At 68.4% G+C, this 18922-nt stretch carries 15 protein-coding genes, 2 tRNA genes and 2 pseudogenes; 10 read left to right on the top strand and 9 right to left on the bottom strand.

Translation table 11 applies throughout. The features are described 5' to 3' along the window. Position 1: 1 nt before the first annotated feature. From H9L22_RS07955 to H9L22_RS07925, 8 genes are all read right to left on the bottom strand, one after another. On the bottom strand, positions 2–595 hold the full coding sequence (locus H9L22_RS07955; RefSeq protein WP_187722280.1) for a hypothetical protein: 594 nt from the start codon (positions 593–595) through the stop codon (positions 2–4). Between the two features lie 136 nt (positions 596–731). Further along, a complete protein-coding gene (locus H9L22_RS07950) occupies positions 732–3521 on the bottom strand; it encodes a family 78 glycoside hydrolase catalytic domain (protein ID WP_187722279.1) in 2790 nt (929 codons plus the stop codon). A 44-nt stretch (positions 3522–3565) separates the two neighbouring features. Further along, positions 3566–3811, bottom strand: coding sequence for an ABC transporter permease family protein (locus H9L22_RS18785; protein ID WP_226966213.1), 246 nt, complete (start codon positions 3809–3811; stop codon positions 3566–3568). An 11-nt stretch (positions 3812–3822) separates the two neighbouring features. Further along, a complete protein-coding gene (locus H9L22_RS07945; RefSeq protein WP_226966212.1) occupies positions 3823–4392 on the bottom strand; it encodes a carbohydrate ABC transporter permease in 570 nt (189 codons plus the stop codon). A 5-nt stretch (positions 4393–4397) separates the two neighbouring features. After that, entirely contained in the window at positions 4398–5312 is a 915-nt protein-coding gene (locus tag H9L22_RS07940; RefSeq protein ID WP_187722278.1) for a carbohydrate ABC transporter permease, read from the bottom strand. Between the two features lie 73 nt (positions 5313–5385). After that, complete coding sequence (locus tag H9L22_RS07935; RefSeq protein ID WP_187722277.1) at positions 5386–6729, bottom strand: ABC transporter substrate-binding protein; 1344 nt, start codon at positions 6727–6729, stop codon at positions 5386–5388. Between the two features lie 70 nt (positions 6730–6799). After that, entirely contained in the window at positions 6800–7822 is a 1023-nt protein-coding gene (locus H9L22_RS07930) for a LacI family DNA-binding transcriptional regulator (RefSeq protein WP_187722276.1), read from the bottom strand. Positions 7823–7977: 155 nt separating this feature from the next. Continuing rightward, positions 7978–10908, bottom strand: coding sequence for a glycosyl hydrolase (locus H9L22_RS07925; protein ID WP_187722275.1), 2931 nt, complete (start codon positions 10906–10908; stop codon positions 7978–7980). Between the two features lie 132 nt (positions 10909–11040). Between H9L22_RS07925 and H9L22_RS07920 the strand changes: the two genes are divergently transcribed. The 4 genes and pseudogenes from H9L22_RS07920 to H9L22_RS07910 all read left to right on the top strand — a co-directional run bounded on the left by H9L22_RS07920 (position 11041) and on the right by H9L22_RS07910 (position 13673). Continuing rightward, complete coding sequence (locus H9L22_RS07920) at positions 11041–11634, top strand: TetR/AcrR family transcriptional regulator (protein ID WP_187722274.1); 594 nt, start codon at positions 11041–11043, stop codon at positions 11632–11634. Between the two features lie 10 nt (positions 11635–11644). Further along, positions 11645–12097 (top strand): annotated as a pseudogene (locus H9L22_RS18780) (FGGY family carbohydrate kinase); the annotation flags it as partial. A gap of 107 nt (positions 12098–12204) precedes the next feature. After that, positions 12205–13155, top strand: coding sequence for an FGGY-family carbohydrate kinase (locus tag H9L22_RS18775; protein WP_264292580.1), 951 nt, complete (start codon positions 12205–12207; stop codon positions 13153–13155). A 116-nt stretch (positions 13156–13271) separates the two neighbouring features. Then, positions 13272–13673 carry a hypothetical protein gene (locus H9L22_RS07910; RefSeq protein ID WP_187722273.1) on the top strand — a complete coding sequence of 134 codons (402 nt, stop codon included), beginning with the start codon at positions 13272–13274 and terminating at the stop codon, positions 13671–13673. Between the two features lie 22 nt (positions 13674–13695). Here H9L22_RS07910 and H9L22_RS07905 read toward each other — a convergent pair whose 3' ends face one another. Beyond that, entirely contained in the window at positions 13696–14100 is a 405-nt protein-coding gene (locus H9L22_RS07905) for an MmcQ/YjbR family DNA-binding protein (RefSeq protein ID WP_187722272.1), read from the bottom strand. Positions 14101–14199: 99 nt separating this feature from the next. Here H9L22_RS07905 and H9L22_RS07900 point away from each other — a divergent pair. From H9L22_RS07900 to H9L22_RS07875, 6 genes and pseudogenes are all read left to right on the top strand, one after another. Continuing rightward, positions 14200–14270 (top strand) — tRNA-Gly (locus H9L22_RS07900). Between the two features lie 38 nt (positions 14271–14308). Beyond that, positions 14309–14384, top strand: a tRNA-Pro gene (locus H9L22_RS07895). 144 nt (positions 14385–14528) lie between these two features. Then, positions 14529–14960, top strand: a complete 432-nt coding sequence (locus H9L22_RS07890; protein WP_187722271.1) for a hypothetical protein — start codon at positions 14529–14531, stop codon at positions 14958–14960. 234 nt (positions 14961–15194) lie between these two features. Then, on the top strand, positions 15195–16559 hold the full coding sequence (locus tag H9L22_RS07885; RefSeq protein ID WP_187722620.1) for an IS1380 family transposase: 1365 nt from the start codon (positions 15195–15197) through the stop codon (positions 16557–16559). Positions 16560–17059: 500 nt separating this feature from the next. Then, positions 17060–17632 (top strand): annotated as a pseudogene (locus H9L22_RS07880) (ISL3 family transposase); the annotation flags it as partial. A 45-nt stretch (positions 17633–17677) separates the two neighbouring features. Further along, positions 17678–18921, top strand: a protein-coding gene (locus H9L22_RS07875) for an IS3 family transposase (RefSeq protein WP_406707828.1) whose coding sequence is annotated in 2 segments (ribosomal slippage) — positions 17678–17963 and positions 17963–18921 — 1245 coding nt in all. Because the reading frame shifts where the segments join, the coding sequence is not laid out codon by codon here. The last annotated feature ends 1 nt before the right edge of the window (position 18922 follow it).

Genomic DNA, 18922 nt, shown 5'->3' with positions numbered 1-18922 from the left:
GCTAGGGGCCGCCGCAGCTCCGGTCGCTGGCGGGCCAGAACGCAGCTGAGGGCTGGAGGCTGATCGCCGCCACCACCCCGTTCACGACCTCGAAGTAGAGGCTGATGGGGCCGCCGTCCACCGTGTAGATCCGGAAGGTGTCGCTCTGGTCCGCCTCGGCCGACCGGGTGAGCTCCGGGTAGGCACCCTCGACCTCGGCGAGCGCCATGCCGACACGGATCCCCTCGGATGTCGCGGTGCTGTCGTCGGAGAGGACGATCGCGGTGACGGTGGCGTCGCTGGTTCCCTCATCGGTCCAGATCTCGATGTCACCGTGGTCGGGGTGATGGAGGAGAGGTCCGAAGCACTCCCAGCCGTCGGTGAACATGGCCTGGAGGTCGACGGGCACGGTCTCGGCCAGTCGGATGGGCCCGATGCCGTCGAGGGACAGCGTCCACTGCTCCGGATCCTGGGCCGTGTCCACTGGAGTGGGGTCAGCCGTCGTGACGCCGACGGTCGCCTCGGGCGACGGTGTGGGCGGCGGAGACGGCACAGCGCAGGAGGCCAGCGCGAAGAGGGGGATCAGGGCAAGGGTGACGAGCAGCCGGGGCGTCATGGAGTGATGGTAGGTGGAAGTGGGTGTGCCCTCAGGCGGAACCTGAACGAGGCGATCCTCGTGGAGAAGCGGGGAGGCCGGCGGGGACAGAACGATCTGCCCCCGCCGGCCTCATGTCATGCCCTGGAACTGGCTATCACCGCTGGCTCTTGGCCGCCTCGAGGGCCTTGAACACGCCGTCGCGGAAGACCGGAGACAAGAAGCCCATGGAGTTGCCGAGCGTCTGCGTCGGCAGCCAGGCAGTCCGCAGCGAGAACTCGGCTGCCATCTCTGGGTCGAGGTCCCGCATGGCCGACATCAGCGACGCGTACGCCCCCGGATCGTCCTGGATCGCAGCCAGGCTCGTGTCAGGTGTCAGGTCGGTCGTGGGGGCCTCGGGCTGTGAGGCGACCACCCAACGGTGCTGACCCGAGCCGACCTCGTGACGGGCTCCGTCGGGGAGGACGACGACCGCGGTCGCGTTCGGCGGCACGGTTGCCGTGACGACGATGCCCTCGTCGGTGCGCTCCCAGCCGGAGGTGATCCTGCCGTAGGCGCTGTCGAAGGCGGCCGAGGCGTGGGTCAGGCCGGGCAGCGGGGTCGGCGCGATCCTGATCCGACGGTAGCCGGGCTCATCCGGGGCCATGCCCGCCACGACACGGTGCAGCCAGTCGGCCACCGCGCCGAGCGCGTAGTGGTTGAACGACGTCATCTCGCCAGGGTTGATGGAGCCGTCGGGCAACAGCGAGTCCCAGCGTTCCCAGATGGTGGTGGCCCCCATCGAGACGGAGTACAGCCACGAGGGGCACTCGGTCTGCAGCAGCATGCGCGTCGCTGCGAGCACGTGTCCGGTGGAGCTCAGGGCGTCGTTGACCAGCGGGGTACCGACGAAGCCGGTGCCGATCCGGTAGCCGTCGCGTCGCGTCAGCCAGGCGAGCCGGTCGCCCATCGTCTGCGCCATGTCGCCCGAGACGATGCCGAAGCAGATGGCCAGGGCGTACGCCGTCTGGGCGTCGGAGACCAGGCGGCCCGCAGGGGTCGCGTACTCGCGCAGCCAGGCGGCGCGGACCTCCTCGGCCCTGTCCGTGTAGAACTCGGCATCCTCCTCGTATCCGAGCAGGCGGGCCGCATCGGCCAGGGCCACGGACGAACGGAACAGGTAGGCCGAAGCGACTAGATCCTTGTCCGTCTTCGCCTTGGCCGGATCCTCCGGCGGGGCGTCCGGGTCGACCCAGTCGCCGAACTGGAACATGCCCTCCCACAGGTGACGCTCGCCAGCCAGCTCGAGGAGCTGATCGACCCAGGCCTTCATGGACGGGTACTGCGTCGCCACGAGGCCACGGTCGGCGAAGCGCTGATAGAGCGTCTCCGGCACGAGGGTGGCGGCGTCGCCCCAGGCGGCGGCGGGGGTGTGGGCGGAGTCGAGGACGTCGGGCACGATGAACGGCACCCCGCCGGCGGCCTCCTGCTCGAGGGCGAGGTCCTGCAGCCAGGACGCGAGGAACCCGTTGGTGTCGAACAGGAACGACGCCGTCGGGGCGAAGACCTGGATGTCGCCGGTCCAGCCGAGGCGCTCGTCACGCTGCGGGCAGTCGGTCGGCAGGTACAGGAAGTTCCCGCGCATGCCCCACACGACGTTCTCGTGCAGTCGGTTGACCATCGGATCGGAGCTCTCGAACCAGCCGGTGCGGCGCAGGTCGGAGCCGATGACCTCGGCGACGATGGCGGCCGGGTCGAGTGCGCCCGGCCAGCCGTCGATCTGGGCGTAGCGGAAGCCATGGAAGGTGAACGTGGGGGCGTACTCCTCGACGCCGGCGCCGGCCAGCGTGAACACGTCCATGGCCCTGGCGGCACGGAGCGGCCGGATGCCCAGCTCGCCGTCCTCCAGCACCTCCGCGTGACGGAGCGTGACCTCGTGACCGGCGGGGCCGGAGACGCGGATCCGCAGCCGGCCGACGAGGTTCTGTCCGAAGTCCAGGATCGTCTTTCCTGACGGTGTGGTGATCACCTCGACGGGGGAGAGCGTCTCTGTCACGCGGACGACGGGGCCGGTGCGCGGGCCGGGAACCGGGCCAGCATCCATGACGGCGGCGTCGGCCCAGCCTGACGCGTCGAAGCCGGGGCGGTCCCAGCCATCCTGGATCCGGCGGGCGTCATAGTCCTCGCCCAGGTAGATGCCTGCGCGGATGACGGGCGACCGGTCGCTGATGCGCCAGTCGGAACCGGTGACGATCCACTCGCTGCTGCCGTCGGCGTACTCGAGCAGCAGCTGACCGGCGAAGGACGGCTGCGGTCCGTAGACGGGGCGGGCGCCGTCGCGGAAGCCGAAGTTCTCCGTGTACCAACCGCCCGTCACGGAGACGCCGATGGCGTTGGAACCCTCGTTGACGAGGCCCGTCACGTCGGTGGTCTCGTGGACCAGCCGGTACTGGTACGGCGTCCAGCCCGGCTTCAGGAACTGGTCGTCGACCGTTGTGCCGTTGATGCCGGCCTCGTAGACGCCCAGCGCCGTGGCGTACCAGGTAGCCCGTTCCAGGCCGGGCCGCACCTCGAACTCGTGGCGCAGCAGGTAGGGCGTGGCGCGCTCCGCCGGGTCCGCCAGGCCGACGAACTGGGCGGTCCACTCGCCGTCATCCAGGAACGTCGCCGAGAACGAGACCGGCTCGCTCCACTCGGACCAGTCGCCACCCTCGCCGCGGACCCGCACGCTGAGGTCGCCACGCTGACGTGCGGTCAGCGGCGTGAACGGCCACTCCACCAGCACGCTCGCGCCGCCGTCGACGGTGGCGGTCTGCTCGCCGTCGGTGGTGGCCAGGCGGAGCTCTGCGCCGGACTGCAGCCAGCCGTCCGGGGCTGCGGTGGTGATCCAGGAGACCCGTGGGGCGGGCACTGGTGAGGTGTCGGTGCCGTACTCGAGGCGCGGCGAACCGACGGTGGGGGTGCTCATGGTGAGAGAGCCTTTCTGGTGAGGGGAACCGGGAAGGGAGGAGGTCAGCCCTTGACGGCGCCGGACGTCATGCCGGCCACGATCTGGCGCTGGAAGATGAGGTACATGACCAGCATCGGGATGGTGATCACGAGGATGTTGGTGAACAGCAGGTTGTACTGCGTGAGGAACTGGCTCTGGAAGTTGAAGAGCGTCAGCTGAACGGTGGCGTTCTGGTCGCCCGGCAGGAAGTAGAGCGGGTTCTGGAAGTCGTTGAAAACCATGATCGACTGGACCACGACGATCGTCACGATCACGGGCTTCAGCAGGGGAGGATCACCCGGAAGAACAACCGCAGCGGGCCAGCGCCGTCGACGATGGCGGCCTCATCGATCTCCCGGGGGATGGTCGCCATGAACGCCCGCATGGTCAGGACGGTGAACGACAGGCCGAAGGCGACCTCGATCAGGATGAGGCCGATCAGCGTCTTGAACAGTCCCATCGACTGCATCACCCAGATCGTGGGGACGACGGCGGGAGGGATGATGAGGCCAGCGAGTACAGCCCCGTTGATCCACGGGTTGAGCTTGCTGCGACGCCGGTCGAGGACGAACGCGATCATCGAGCCGAAGATCACCATGAGGGTGACGCTGGCCACGGTGAGGATCGTCGAGTTGATGAACGCGATGATCAACATGTAGTTGCGCGCCTGGAAGACGGCGACGATGTTGTCGAGCATCACGAACTCGGTGGGCCAGCTGAACTCGAGGCGCGCCGCCTCGGGGGCTGTCTTGCCCGCCATCATGAACACGAAGGCGAAGGGGACGAGGAAGAACACGGTCGTGAGCAGGATGCCGACGATGCCGATGATCCACCTGGTGGAAGGACGCATGGCGTTCACAGTGCGGTCTCCCTCGAGTTGAGCCAGCGCGACAGTGGGTACACGATCGCCGTCACCACGAGAAAGAGGATCACGTTGCCTGCGGTGGACAGGCCGTAGAAGCCGGCCTGGTACTGCTTGTAGATCACGGAGGCGACGACGTCGGAGGCGAAGCCGGGACCTCCGCCCGTCGTCGTCCAGATCAGGTCGAATGACCTCAGTCCGCCGATCAGCGAGAGCAGGATGACGGTCGATGTGGCGGGGAACGACAGCGGCAGGATGATGTTGCGGAACTGCTGCCACGCACCCGCGCCATCGACGCGGGCCGCCTCGAAGTACTCGCTCGGGATCGCAGCGATGCCGGCGATGTAGATGAGGGTCGCCAGGCCGACACCCTTCCAGATGTCGATCCCAGCGACGCTCAGCAGGGCGATATCGGGGTTGGTGAGCCAGCCCGGCCCATCGGCGCCGGTCACGGCTGTCCAGGCCTTGTTCACGACGCCGTTGAAGGGATCCAGCAGCACCTGGAAGGTGAGGCCGACGCCCACGGAGCTGATCAGGACGGGGAAGAACGTCACGGAGCGCAGGTATCCGCGCGCGATGAGCGGCGTCGAGAGGATGACCGCCAGGAACATGCCGAGGACGACCTTGGAGCCGGACGTGATGACGCCGTAGACGATGGTGTTGCGCAGTGAGCCGATCAGTCCGGGCTCGGAGAAGAACTGCACGAAGTTCTCGAATCCGACGAACGTCGACTCGAACAGCGTCCAGCGGGTGAACGCGAAGTAGAACGAGAAGACGGTCGGTACGACGAACAAGACGATGTAGATGAGGCCGCCCGGCAGGTAGAAGGCGAGCGGGTACGACCGCTCGACGTGACGTGCGGTGGAGTGGGTGGCTTTGCGGGGGCGGCTGGCGGTGGTGTGGGTCATCGGCCTGGTCCTTGGGGTCGAGGGGCAGGGAAGAAGAGGTGGGGCCGGCCGTGGAAGCCGACCCCACCGTGACTCACCAGCCCTCGAGCCCGAGCTGCTGGGCCTGCTTCTTCACGTCCTCGTCGTAGCGGGCGGCACCGTCGGCAGCGGTGGCGATGCCCGAGCCGACCTCAACCGTGATCTTCTCCAGGTTCGGGCCCTTGACAGGGGACACGAACTCGAGCGCGGGGCTCACGTTGCCTTCGTCGAAGTAGCCCTGGAGGTCGTTGACCGCCGTCGGCAGGCCGTCGGGAAGGGTGCATCCCTTGACCATGTACGGGCCGGTCGGCGCCATCGCAGCGCTCTGCGCGTCGCATGCCTCGGTCGTGGCTATGTAGGCGAGGAACTTCTTGGCGGCGTCGAGCTTCTCCCCGGTCGTCGTCGTGGGGATGTAGGCGCCACCAGGGGTCCAGGCAGTGAGACCGTAGATGTCCTCGGTGTCACCAGGCTGGGCGAAGAAGCCGATGTTCTCTGCAGCGTCGTCGGCCAGTTCGACATAGGCAGAGATCGCGAACGTCAGCATCGGGTAGTGCGCGCCCTTGCCGTCCACGAGGGCCTGCATGCCCTGCGTGAGCTTGGCGGAAGCGAAGTCCTTGTTGAGGTAGCCGGCATCGTGGACATCCTGTAGCCGCTGGAAGCCCTTGATGGCGGGCTCATCGGCGAACTTGGCCTTGTTGGCGGTGAACTTCGCCGCCCACTCGCCGTCCACCGCGGTCACGTTGTGGAAGTCAGCCAACACGAGCAGCTGCGAGGTCCAGGTTTCGCCGTAGGTCTGGATGACGGGGTCGATGCCCGCCTCCTTGATCTTCGCGTTGTTGGCCATGAAGGCATCCCAGGTCTTGGGCACCTCGAGGCCGAGATCGGCGTAGACCTTCTTGTTGTAGAGCACTCCTCCCGCCATGGCCTGGCCGACAGGGGCGCCGAAGATGTCATCGCCGCTCGAGACGGCGGTCTTGAACGACTCGTCAAGCACGTCCATGTACGGCTCGTCTGTGATGGGTACGAGGTTCTTCTGCGGGTCGAGGGCTGCCATCAGCGATCCCGAGTTGTAGACGAACACGTCGGTCATCTCGCCGGTCGCCAGCCTGGTCTTGACGATGTTGTCGCCGTCCGTGCCCTGGGGACGGGTCTCCATGACGGCCTTGACGTCGCTCTGGGAGGCATTGAAGCCGTCGATGATGGCCTGGGCAGTCTTGACGCTCTGCTCGGCGTTGTCGACGAGGACGGTGATTTCGACGGCGGCAGCCCCGGGCTTTCCGCTGCCGCTCGTGGTTGGGTCGGTGCTACCGAGACTTCCCGGTGTGCAGGCCGCGAGGGCCAGCACGGAGACGGCGGTCGCCGTCAGCGCAAGGGTGCGCAGGGTCTTCACGTGGAACATTTGTCAGGTCCTTTGCGGTGGGGGCGCCACGACTGTGTGGCGCCGACTGCGTGTGAAACGGGGTGGTGGACTACCGGGGCTTGGGTGCCGCGCTGGAGGCGCGACATCTCAGCTCGGGGTCGACGACGGCGCGGGCGGGAGTGGTCCTGCCCGCGATCCGTTCGAGGAGTAGGGCGGCGATACGGTCTCCCATGACTTCGGCAGACTGGTCGACGCTCGTCAGGGACATCAAGGGATGTGACGCGATGTCCGTATCGTCGTAGCCGACGACCGAAAGGTCGTCGGGGCCGAGACCGCGCTCAGCGCGGGCCCAGAGCACTCCCAGAGCCACCTGATCGTGGCCGGCGAAGATCGCCGTGGGAGGGGCAGGTTCGTCGAGGAGGGCGAGCGTTGCACGCCTGACCCCCTCGACCGTCTCATCCGTGTGGACGATCCTGGAGTGGTCGGCCAACCCGGCCGCGATCATGCCGGCCAGGTACCCCTCCGCGCGCACCGAGTGGGGTGAGGTGGGGTGGGCCGCCTGAGCCTGATAGTTGATGGTCAGGTGGACGATGTCGCGGTGCCCGAGGCCCGCGAGGTGCTCGACGACGAGACACCCACCGGCCAGATCGTCGTCGACGACCGTGTCGAAGTGAACCGCGTCGACGTGTCGCCCGACGAGCACCAGTGGAACCTCGGCTCCTAGCCGCTCCAGCGCGGCCAGTGGTACCTGTGGGGCAACGGCGACGATGCCGTCGACATGTCGGTCGACGAGGCGCTGCAGTGCGAGCAGACCGAGTTCATCGCGCACGATCGGCGAGATGATGGTCTGGTAGTCCGTGTCCGCGAGCGCGCTGTTCATCGCGTTGAGCAGCTTGTGGAAGAACGGGTTGTCAGTGGTGGGCAGCTCGATGCCGATCGTGTGGCTGGAGCCTCGCATGGCGCGGGCCGCGACGCTCGGCCGATAGCCGAGGGTGTCGATCGCAGCCTGGACCCGTTCGCGCATCGCGTCGCTGACGCCGTACGCGTTGCGGATCACCTTGGAGACCGCCGCCCTGGAGACGCCCGCCTCGCGTGCGACGTCCTCGATCGTGACGTTCGTTCTGCCGATCACCTGAACCTCCTCTCTGAGGTGTAGATCAATCTACACAAGACTGTAGACCGATCCACATCGGGCGCGCAAGAGGTTCTTCGTAACGTCTCAATAACGGTCCGCAGCCGTGGCGCGGGGCACGCTCCCGGTGTCGACCGGAAGCGTGCCCCGGGAGGTCAGCTGAGCTCGCGCACGACGCGGACCGGGCCGACGAGGCCGTAGTCGCGCACGTGCGTCCTCTGCAGTTCCTCCATACCCGACAGCTGGCTCGCGACGTCGGGCAGGTCGTCGTAGTAGCCCCGCGCCAGCAGCACGTTGTTCAGCGAACTGGAGACCCGGACGACCAGCCGGTTCGTGCCGGCGACGACCAGCCCGGTCACGTCGACGACAGGGACGGACGTGTCGAACCCGACCGGCGCCGAGTCGTTGAGGCTCACGGAGCCGAGCCCGCCGCAGGTGGAGCCGAGGCTGAGCAGGTACCGCCCCGTGGTGATCTCCCCGAGCGTGAACTCGGTCACGTACTCGCCGACGCCCGAGATCCCGGAGCCGACGCCGTCGAGTTCGGACCACGGGGCCAGCCTGTCGCTCCCGGCGACGTGCCTGGTGATCGCCGTCGTCGGCCGCACCTCGGTGGTGATGTAGCCGAGGCCCCGGTCCTCGGTGATCGTCTCGTAGGGGCCTTCGTCCCAGCCCTCGACGACGATGCCCCACGACGCCGGCTCGGCCAGCACCTCGACGGCGGGCGCGGCTCCCGGCGCCGGTGTCTGCGACCGGTCGAGCGTCAGCAGCGCCGTCTCGCCGGGTGCCAGGGTGAGCGTGACGACAGTGCGTCCGTCGCGCTCCTCGGCCGGGTGGTCGAGGACGGTGCCCGTCCACGGGTCGATGCGGTGTGCCGCGCCGACGCCGTCCAGCGAAAAGCTGACTTCGGTGGTCTCGCCGGTCTCGTAGAGGAAGTTGTAGGCGTAGAGGTGGGTGAGGTCCCCGTCGTCGCGGAGGTAGGTCAGGACGTTGGGGTTGTCCGTGGTGAACTCGGCGCGGCCGGCGACGCCGAGGCCGCGCAGCGCGGCGACGGTCTGGGCGGGGTCGTCGATCTCCGCGACGGTCGGGAGTGCGCGGAGGGTGGCCATGGTCGCGGCCAGTTCCTCGTCCCGTCCGTCCAGGCCGGGTGTGCGGAGTGCGGCGCCCGGGTGCACCGTCTGCAGCCGGTTCATGTGCGACCGGAGCTCGCGGACGTTGTTGACGAGCAGGATCCTGAGGCCGGCGCGTGCCTCCGCGAGGAGCTTGGCCGCGACGTCGGCGTCGAGGGCCTCCTGGTAGACGATGAGGGCCTGGTAGCCGGGGCCGTCGGGCTGGACGAGGCCGTCGGCGAAGGAGACGTCCTCGTGCAGGAGGAGTTGGCCGTCGAGGAACTCGTAGCTCCAGCCGGCGTCCTGCATGCCCGGGTCCTGCCACCACTGGTTCTCGCGGTTACGCATCCCCTTCGTCGCGTAGAAGTCCTCGTCGACGATGCGGTTCCCGTCGTCGTCAAACATGGCGAAGATGAACATGTTGTCGACGAAGTGGTCCGTGCGGAGGATGCCGATGTCGATGCGGGGGCGGCCCTGGCGCAGCAGGTACTGGTAGCGGCCGATGGCGTCGTTCCACAGGGGGTAGAACTCGGCGGCGGGCTGGCGGGTGTCGAAGCGCTCGGAGAACATGTTCCACATGCCTTCGTGGCCTGGCCAGGTGGTGCCGGGGGCTCCTGCGGTGCTGGCCCAGCCGTGGAGGACGGTCTTGGTGATACCCGCTGCGAGTTGGGTGGCGATGATCTGGTCGTAGAAGGCGTGGGGGAGCATGTGGTTACGGGTGGTGGCGCCCGTCTCGGAGGAGTACTGCTTGCCGAAGAGGTGGGCGGGGCCTGCCAAGAGGCGGTAGGCGTCGATCTGCGAGGCGAATTCGAGCGATTCGGTTTCGATGCCGTCGACCTCCGGGCCGGGGCGGGTCAGTTCGAAGGGGAGGCCGTAGCTGATCTCGGAGCGCAGCAGGATGCCGTTGTCGTGGAGGAACGCGGCGAAGGGGCGCAGCATGTTCTCGATGTAGAGGTCGGTGAGCGTCTCGACGTAGTCGTGACGCACCTTCTCAGCGTCGAGACGGTGAGCCTCGTCGGCCTCGTAGTGGTACTCGGTGTTGACCGACATCATCACGGTGGTCCGGACGAGCAGCGGCAGCCAGGGGGTGATGTCGTAGCCGCGGCGGGCGCGGAACTCGTCGGCGACGCTCTTGCCCCAGAACATGCCGCCGGCGCCCCAGAGGCTGAGCTCGAGGGAGTCCATGTACATCTGGGCGCGGTCGTTGGCGGCGATGTGGCGCTTGAGTTCGTCGGTGAGGACCTCGTCGCGCCAGTACTCGATGACGGCGTCGACGCCGTCGCGGTCGAGGTAGTTGACGGTGTAGTTGACGCTGGCCGACGGTTCGGCGGTCTGGCCGGTGCCGTGGCGCCAGAACACGAACAGCTTCCAGGAGCGGGCGTCCGGCGGGGTCCAGTCCAGCGCCCCGTCCGTCACCGACGCCGTCAGGTCGATGACGGCCGCGACGTCGACGACCGGTGCCCCGGTGCCCTCGGTGACGGGGGCGGCGATCACGGCCTGGAGGTGCTGCAGTTCGGGCGCGACCCGGTGTCCCGGCAGGGGGGAGTCGGACCGGTCCTCCTGCAGGTCGATCCGCGGCAGCGGGCCGCGGCGCCCCTCGGCGGCGACCTTCTCGGTGACGTAGTTGAGTTCCTGGGCGGCGGCCGGGTGGTCGGGGGTGATGGTGGGCAGGTTCGCATTCGACCAGTTCGTGCCCGACGTGAAGCTCAGCGCCATGTCGCGGGCGGTGAGTTCCTCGACGACGATGTGGGAGTCGTGCACCCACTCCTCGGAGCCCCAGGCGTAGCGGGCGTGGTCGATGTTCTGCTCGTCCATCGCGAGGAACTCCATGCCGCCGAAGCCGAGCCGGTGCGCGGTGTCGATCTCGCGGCGCAGGGTCTCGTCGGTGTGGAGGCCCTCGGCGAGCCACCAGCGCAGCTCCGGGCGGTACTCGATCGGGGGGTTCTTGAGGTGGGGCAGGTGGCGGTCCAGTCCGGACATGGCGGTTCGGTCTCCTCGGTGAGATGGGGTCGGGCTCACCCGTGAGCCGCGACGTTGGAGGCAACCATAGACCACCGACCTACATGTTGGTTGGTGGTGTCGGAGTTGCCGCCCGTGTGGGAAGCTGGGGCGATGAGCGAGCAGAACTCCGACCCCAAGCGGCGCATCCTGGCGGCCGCACGCCAGGTCTTCGGCGAGTTCGGCTACCGCGGTGGCTCGCTCAACGAGGTGGCGAAGCGTTCGGGGCTGACCCGCGCCGGCCTCCTCCATCATTTCCCGAGCAAGGAGGCCATGCTGCTGGCCCTCCTGGATGAGCGCGACGACGAACTCGCGGTCTTCGACTGGGGCCGCGACGCCGGCGTCTTCGAGACCCTGGACCGGACGCCGGAGACAACCGCCCGGATCCTGGACGACCGTCCCCTCATCCAACTGGCGCACCAACTCACCGCCGAGGCCTCGCAGCCGGACCATCCGGCCCGCGACTGGGAGGTCGCCCGGCACGAGCGGCTGCGGGAGCAGGGGCGGGAGGCGATCGAACGGTCCATCGCCGCTGGCGAACTGCCCGACGACACGGACGTCGCGTCGCTGGCGGCGATCATCCTGGGCGCGACGGAGGGCGTCGAGGCGCAGTGGCTGCTCGGGGCCGACGTGGATCCGGTCGCGTGCGCCCGGCTCATGGCGCGGCTCGTGCGGGCCCTCGGGGACGAGTCGTCGACCCCTGACTAGTGTGGGCGCCATGCCGACCGCACCCATCGATCCGCTCGTTCTCGCCGTCGACTCCTCGACGACCGCGACCAAGGCGCTCGTCGTCGACTCGACCGGCGTCACGCTGGCGCAGGGGCGGGCCGGCTACGACACCATCAACCCCGGCCGCGACCGCTACGAGCAGGACGCCACAGCCTGGGTGGAAGCGACGACGACGGCGATCGCGCAGGCCGTCGCGGCCCTCGCGCCGGAGGAACGAGGCCGGATCGCCGCGCTCTGCATCACCCCGCAGCGGCAGTCGTTCGTGCTGTGCGACGAGGACGGCACCCCGCGTCGCAACGCGATTCTGTGGCTCGACGGGCGGGCCGGGGACGAGGTGCGTGACCTCGGCAGCCGACGTGTGCACGAACTGTCGGGGATGGTGCCCGACGTGACGCCGTCGTTCTACAAGCTGGCCTGGCTCGCCCGCAACGAGCCGGAATCGCTGCGGTCGGCGGACCGGATCGCCGGCGTCCACGCCTACCTGGTGCATGCGTTCACGGGGAGTGGATCGATTCGCGGGCGACGGCGGACAGCCTGGGCCTGTTCGACATGGCCGCGCTCGACTGGTCGGACGAACTCCTCCGGTTGGCGGGCGTCGAGCGGCGTCAGCTCCCCGTCCTCGGTGACGCGGGCAGCGTGCTCGCCCACGTGCGGCCCGACGTGGCCCGCGGCTGGGGGCTGCCCGGCCCGATCCCTGTGGTGGGGGGCTGCGGCGACGGTCAGGCCGCCGGCCTCGGTGCAGGGGCGACCGCCCCCGACGAGGCGTACCTCAACCTCGGCACCGCCGTCGTCGCCGGCGTCCACGCGCCCGACTACCGCTGGGGCGCCTCGTACCGCACCGACGCGGCAGGTATCCCGGGGAGTTTCGTGCTGGAGGTCGTCCAGAACTCCGGCGCCTATCTGGCCGGCTGGTTCCGCACCGAGCTCGGCGACCCCGCCCTGCTCGGGGCGCCCGATCCCGAACTGGAACGGGCTGCGGCCGCTGTGCCGCCCGGCAGCGACGGGCTCCTGACCATGCCGTACTGGAACGCCGTCCAGTCGCCCCACTGGGACCCGCTCGCACGCGGCGCGATGATCGGGTTCACCGGCACCCACAGCCGGGCGGCGATGTACCGGTCCGTGTTGGAGGGGATCTCCCTCGAGGCGGCCCGGAACCTGCGTGCCCTCGAGGCCGACACCGGCACCCCGCTGCGCGTCGTGCGGATCATGGGTGGCGGTCAGCGCTCCGACCTGTGGCGCTCCATCCTCGCGGCCTGTGTCGGTGTGCCGCTGGAGGCGTGCGCAGCCGAGGAGGTCTCAGCCCTGGGGGCTGCGGTGCTCGCCGTCAGCGCCGTGACCGGGAACGACGTCGCCTCGACAGCCGCGGCCATGACGCGGCGGGGTGAGGTCACCACCCCCGACCCGGCGCTGGTGGCCCGGTACGCGGAGATCGGTGAGTTGCAGGGCGAGATCTACGGGCGCCTGAGCGATCTCTTCCCCCGCCTGCAGGCCCTCGGCTGAGGCCACGGGACCTCGACGCGGCGTCTGGCAGGCGCCGGCGCGTCGTCGACCTCTGCCTGCGCTACGGCGTCGACGAGCCGGGTGCCCTGCCCGACGATGCCAGGGCGGAGCCGGCCGTGGCGCTGGTGGAGGAGGTCGGTCAGCTCTCCAGGATCCCCAGGGGGCCGAAGGGGATCGAGGTCTTTCCACCCGGAAGGGCGGAGTGGTCCGATGCCGTGGACAGCGACTTCGGTCTGCAGCTGGCGGGCTGGCTGGCGCTCGAACACATCCGCCGTCACGTCCGCAAGACGACCGGAGCCCCAGCCCCGAGCAGGCACCTGTTCCTCGTCCCGCTGGACGGGGTGTTGCCGATCCGGTTCTTCACCGACCGGTTCGAGGCTCCCGGCTACCTGCCGGACGGCTATCGGGGCCTCGATGGGCTGTGGGTGTGGTCGGCCCACTGGCAGCGGGTGCTCGTCTGGCAGGGCGGGGAGTGGGCGTGGCACGAGATCCCGAGTGCTGCTGGGGTGGTGGGCTGAGGCAGGAAGCCGGTCGATCTGGTCAGTGGGGCGCGTGTGCGGCTACAGCGGCGAGTTCGCGCTGCCGGTACTGCGGCAGCTTGGCGACCGTGACCGCGTAGGCCCTGTCGGCCAGCTCGAGGATCTCGCCGTCGGGCACCGCCCCCGTGAGGGGGAGAGTGTTGAAATACGGCTGTTGGACGGGCGGGCAGTGGTAGCCACGGACGACGACGTCGGGGTACAAGGCCCGGTACTCGTCGGCGGTGGCAGGGTCGCAACTGAGGGTCGCGGTCGGCTCGCCGTGCAGGATGAAGACCTGGCAGAAGATGCGGCCCGTCTCCTGCGACGGGGCCTTCACCTTGACGATCGCGACGCCAGGACCGAACGGGAAGTCCAGGTAGGCCCCGGGCTTGGCGAGGCAGTGGTCGAGGAGGTCGTCGCCGTTCATGCGTGTGCTCGCTGCCCCCGGTAGCTCGATCCGATGTGCCCGCGCGTCCCGTCGTGGTGAGGGCCTTGGCCGCGCACTGCTACAGTAGGCGGCGGTTCTGCGGATGTAGCTCAATGGTAGAGCCCTAGTCTTCCAAACTAGCTACGCGGGTTCGATTCCCGTCATCCGCTCGAGTTCGGGCCCCGCAGCACTGCGGGGCCCGAATCACCGGGGCGTAGCGTAGTGGCTAGCGCGCCTGCTTTGGGAGCAGGAGACCGCAGGTTCGAGTCCTGTCGCCCCGACCAGCCGCATGCCTGGCCAGGTCCGCTTGCGCACTCTCGGGTCGGCCGCCGTGCGCTCCTCGTGCAACAACGCGCCGAGGCTGGGGCGGATGATGGTATGCACAACACTCCCTTCAAGGTAGTGAGCCGCCGTTCGAGGAAGCCGCCATGGCCTACGCCACGGCCGCCTACGGTGACCGCGTTCCTGTGCTCGCCGGCCTCGGCGCGGCACGTCACTGGCACGCGATTCCCCGCGCGATCGGCGTCACCGTCATCGCAGTCCCTGAGCAGCACCGGCCAGTCTCCCTCGCTACCGGAGGGCGGATCGTCTTCACATGCCGTGAGTCTGACGCCCTCGATGCGCTTCCGGTTGCAGCCGCACTGGGGACAATGGGTGTCACTCGCATCGAACAGACGCTCATCGATCTCGTCCTGAGGCCGGATTTGGGCGGCATGCCCTCGGAGGCTCGAGCCGCGGCGATCGCCCTCGAACCCCGGGTCGATCCGGAGCGCCTGGCACGGCTCGTTGCTCAGCTTCCCAAGGCGTCGGCGGTCAGAGTGAGAAACTGGGTGGCCGGCCGTGAGGCCCAAGATGGCTGATCCGAGGGGAGCCCGCCGTCGGGGAGAGTCGCCCGGCAACTCTCCCCCGACGCCACCCTTGACCCGCTAGAACACTGGCGCGCCTAGCCTCGATCGTTCATGGCGGAGTGAGCGACGCGTGCTGCAGATAGGCCGGAGTGCCTTCTGACTACGGGATACTTGGACATGCGACTGTTCAAAACCCCTGAAGCGGAAGGCGCTCCGTAGGTGAAGCGTACTTCGTGGTCCACCGGTATGTCCGTGACCGGCGATGGCGGCGCGGTGATCGCCCACGCCGGCAGCATTGGACTCAGGATGCTGGCCGAGAACACCGGCCTGACCGGAGCCCTATTGACGGCGATGGCCCGGCGTTCGTTCATCCCCTCGGTGCATGACCGCGGCCAGGTACTGACCGATGTCGCGGTGATGCTCGCCGACGGCGGGGAGGCGATCTCCGACATCGACGTGCTGCGCCACCAGGGGCAGGTGCTGGGGCCGGTCGCGTCTGCTCCGACGGTGTGGCGGGCGTTGGACGAGGTCACCGACGCCAGGCGCAGGAAGATCCAGGCGGCCCGGGCCCGCGTCCGTCGCCACGTCTGGGCCCAACTGACAGCCGCTGGCGGTGTCCCGGCCTCGAAGGTCGCCGGGACCGATCTCGGCAGCACGGTGGTGTTGGATGTCGATGCCACGATCGTGGTGACGCATTCGGAGAAGGAGTTGGCGTCGCCGACGTTTAAGAGGACGTTCGGGTATCACCCGATCGGTGTGTGGTGCGACAACACGGGCGAGTTCCTCGCCGCCGCGCTGCGGACCGGGCGGGCGGGGTCGAACACGGCCGTCGATCACATTCAGGTCCTGGGCGAGGCGATCACCCAGATCCCGATGCCGTATCGACGCAACCTGTTGATCCGCTGCGACGGTGCCGGCGCCTCTCACCAGTTGCTGGACTGGCTCCATGCGCAAGGCCAAGTCAGAGGCAGGACGCTGCACTACAGCGTGGGGTTCACGATCGGCGAGAAGGTGCGTGCCGCGATCACCGAACTTCCCGCAGGCTTGTGGTCCCCCGCGCTCACCGCTGAGGGTGAGGTCCGAGAAGGCGGGGACGTCGCCGAACTGACCGGACTGCTGGACCTGACCAGTTGGCCGGCCGGGATGAGGGTGATCCTGCGCCGCGAACGCCCCCATCCCGGGGCTCAACTGTCGCTGTTCGAAGCCCACGACGGGTGGCGGTATCAAGCGTTTGCCACCAACACCACCAGCGGCACCCTGCAGTTCCTCGAGGCCCGGCATCGGGCGCACGCCCGGGTCGAGGACCGGATCCGTCACGCCAAGGATTCTGGGCTGGGACGTTTCCCGTCTCGCGAGTTCGCCATCAACCAGACCTGGCTTGCACTGACGATGATCGCCGCCGATCTGGTGGCCTGGCTCAAGATGCTCGCCCTCGACGGCGACCTCGCCAAAGCCGAACCAAAGGCACTCAGGTATCGGCTGCTGCACGTCCCGGCAAGACTCGTTCACGGCGCCCGACGGCGACGACTGCGTCTACCCAAGACCTGGCCCTGGGTCGAGCACCTGGTGGCCGCGTTCGCCCGGATCGCCGCGATCCCACCACCGCACTGACCCCACCCCGTCCGCACCAAGCCGAGGAAACCTGGAGAACCGCCCACCGGCAGCGTCAGCCGGCCAACAGTCACGCCCTCACCCGGCCCAGTGTTCAGATCGGGCGCCGACAGCCCAGCTGGCAGCTCTCAAGCCGCCTCATGAAAGAGGGAGGCTACCCAAGACCTGGCCCTGGGTCGAGCAACTCGTGGCTGCGTTCGCCCGGATCGCCGCGATCCCACCACCTGCCTGACCCCACCAGCCCATCACTACCCGAGGAAACCTGGAGAACCGCAGCCCGGCAGCGTCAGCCGGCCAACAATCACGCCCTCACTTGGCCCCGTGTTCAGATCGGGCCCCGACAGCCCGGCTGGCAGCTCTCAAGCCGCCTCATGAAAGACGGAGGTTAGTGGCTCATCACAGATGAGGGTGTAGGGGGCTGTTCGGCGCGTCGGGCCGGGTAGGGGTCGAGGTCTCCCGATGATGGAAGTTCTCACACTGCCCATCTGGAAGACCTCGACGTGTCTGATGCTACCCCTGTGGCGGGGTTCGCCTGCCCTGACCTGTCCTCGTTCTGTCGGCTCGACGAGCTCGGCCTGGAGGTCACCGGCCAACTGCTGGAGCCTGGCCGCGCGGTCCTCGCCTGCCGGGTCGTGGACCCGGATCAGTGGTGCCGACGTTGCGGCTGCGAGGGCCTCGCGCGTGACACCGTGACGCGGGCGTTGGCGCATGAGCCGTTCGGCTGGCGGCCGACCACGTTGCTGGTCACGATCCGCCGCTACCGTTGCACCGGCTGCGGGCATGTGTGGCGGCAAGACACCAGCCTCGCCGCGGAACCGCGGGCGAAGCTGTCACGCCGCGGGCTGCGGTGGGCGTTGGAGGACCTGGTCGTGCAGCACCTCACCGTCGCCCGCGTCGCCGAAGGGCTCGGGGTGTCGTGGAACACCGCCAACACCGCGGTCCTGGCCGAAGGCAAGCGGGTCCTGATCGACGACCCGACCAGGTTCGACGGCGTGAAGGTCATCGGCGTGGATGAGCACGTGTGGCGCCACACCCGCCGCGGCGACAAGTACGTCACCGTCATCATCGACCTGAACCGCCCTGGGTTTCGTTCCGTGCTTCAAGCAAGGATGGAACCGATGAACCAGAAGTACTCTCCCGAGATGCGCGAGCGCGCCCTACGGATGCTCGACGAAGCGCGCGCGAGCGGCGATCACCCGAACCTGATGTCCGCGGTACGGCATGTGGCCGGCCTCCTCGGCATGAGCGCCGAGACGCTGCGCGTGTGGCATCGCCGTCGCGAGGTTGACACCGGCCAGCGTCCCGGCGTGCCCACCGACGTCGCCGAGGAGAACAAGCGCCTCCGCCGCGAGAACGCCGAGCTCAAGAAGGCGAACGAAGTCCTCAAGGCTGCGAGCGTGTTTTTCGCGAAGGAACTCGACCGCCCCTGACCGAGATGATCCGCTTCATCGATGAGCATCGGGATCGTTACGGGGTCGAGTTCCTCTGCCGTGTCCTTCAGGACGTGGTGCCAGGGTTCCTCACCTCCCGCGGGTATCGCGCCGCGAAGACGCGCGTGCCCTCGGCGAGGCAGTTGAAGGACGAGCTGCTCGTCCCGGAGATCGTGCGCCTCCATGCTGAGAACTATGGCGTCTACGGGGTCCGGAAGATGCATGCCCTCCTCCGCCGGGAGGGGTGGGACATCGGTCGTGACCAGACCGCCCGGCTGATGAAGCTCGCCGGTGTCGAGGGTGTGAAGCGGTCGAAGAAGGTGTTCACCACGAAACCAGATCCCGCGCAGGAGAAGCCGAAGGACCTCGTGGGGCGCGACTTCACGGCCTCCGCGCCGAACCGCTTGTGGGTGGCGGACATCACGTATGTCGCGACGTGGGCGGGGTTCGCGTATGTCGCGTTCGTGATCGACGTGTTCTCCCGCATGATCGTCGGGTGGAACGTCGCGGCGACGCTGCGCGCCGAGATCCTGCCCCTGCAGGCGCTGAACATGGCCGCCTTCAACGCGACCGAGTCGCTGGACGAGCTCGTCCATCACGCCGATCACGGCTCGAACTACCTGTCGGTCGTCTACACCGACCGGATCACCGAGCTCGGCGCGAAACCTTCGACGGGGACCGTCGGCGACAGCTACGACAACGCCCTCGCCGAGGCCGTCAACGGGCTCTACAAGACGGAGCTGATCCGTCGACGGGGTCCGTGGCGGACGGTCGAGCAAGTCGAGCTCGCGACGCTGGAGTACGTGTGGTGGTGGAACAACGCCCGACTCCACGGGGAGCTCGACTACCGCACCCCAATCGAGGTCGACGCGGCGTACTACGCTGAGACCGAATCAGCCCAGCCAGCACTCGCTGGCCAGGGAAACCGATAGG

Origin of the sequence: Tessaracoccus defluvii (assembly GCF_014489575.1) — a bacterium.
Classification (GTDB): domain Bacteria; phylum Actinomycetota; class Actinomycetes; order Propionibacteriales; family Propionibacteriaceae; genus Arachnia; species Arachnia defluvii.
The sequence above is the reverse complement of the archived record's forward strand: the minus strand, read 5'-3'. Positions and strand labels throughout refer to the sequence as shown.

Excerpts from the sequence above, each read along its gene's own strand:
- H9L22_RS07925 (WP_187722275.1), bottom strand. The coding sequence starts at position 10,908 with ATGTCCGGACTGGACCGCCACCTGCCCCACCTCAAGAACCCCCCGATC.
- H9L22_RS07950 (WP_187722279.1), bottom strand. The coding sequence starts at position 3,521 with ATGAGCACCCCCACCGTCGGTTCGCCGCGCCTCGAGTACGGCACCGAC.
- H9L22_RS07955 (WP_187722280.1), bottom strand. The coding sequence starts at position 595 with ATGACGCCCCGGCTGCTCGTCACCCTTGCCCTGATCCCCCTCTTCGCG.
- H9L22_RS07920 (WP_187722274.1), top strand. The coding sequence starts at position 11,041 with ATGAGCGAGCAGAACTCCGACCCCAAGCGGCGCATCCTGGCGGCCGCA.
- H9L22_RS07890 (WP_187722271.1), top strand. The coding sequence starts at position 14,529 with ATGGCCTACGCCACGGCCGCCTACGGTGACCGCGTTCCTGTGCTCGCC.
- H9L22_RS07905 (WP_187722272.1), bottom strand. The coding sequence starts at position 14,100 with ATGAACGGCGACGACCTCCTCGACCACTGCCTCGCCAAGCCCGGGGCC.
- H9L22_RS07935 (WP_187722277.1), bottom strand. The coding sequence starts at position 6,729 with ATGTTCCACGTGAAGACCCTGCGCACCCTTGCGCTGACGGCGACCGCC.
- H9L22_RS07885 (WP_187722620.1), top strand. The coding sequence starts at position 15,195 with ATGTCCGTGACCGGCGATGGCGGCGCGGTGATCGCCCACGCCGGCAGC.
- H9L22_RS18775 (WP_264292580.1), top strand. The coding sequence starts at position 12,205 with ATGGCCGCGCTCGACTGGTCGGACGAACTCCTCCGGTTGGCGGGCGTC.
- H9L22_RS07945 (WP_226966212.1), bottom strand. The coding sequence starts at position 4,392 with ATGCGTCCTTCCACCAGGTGGATCATCGGCATCGTCGGCATCCTGCTC.
- H9L22_RS07940 (WP_187722278.1), bottom strand. The coding sequence starts at position 5,312 with ATGACCCACACCACCGCCAGCCGCCCCCGCAAAGCCACCCACTCCACC.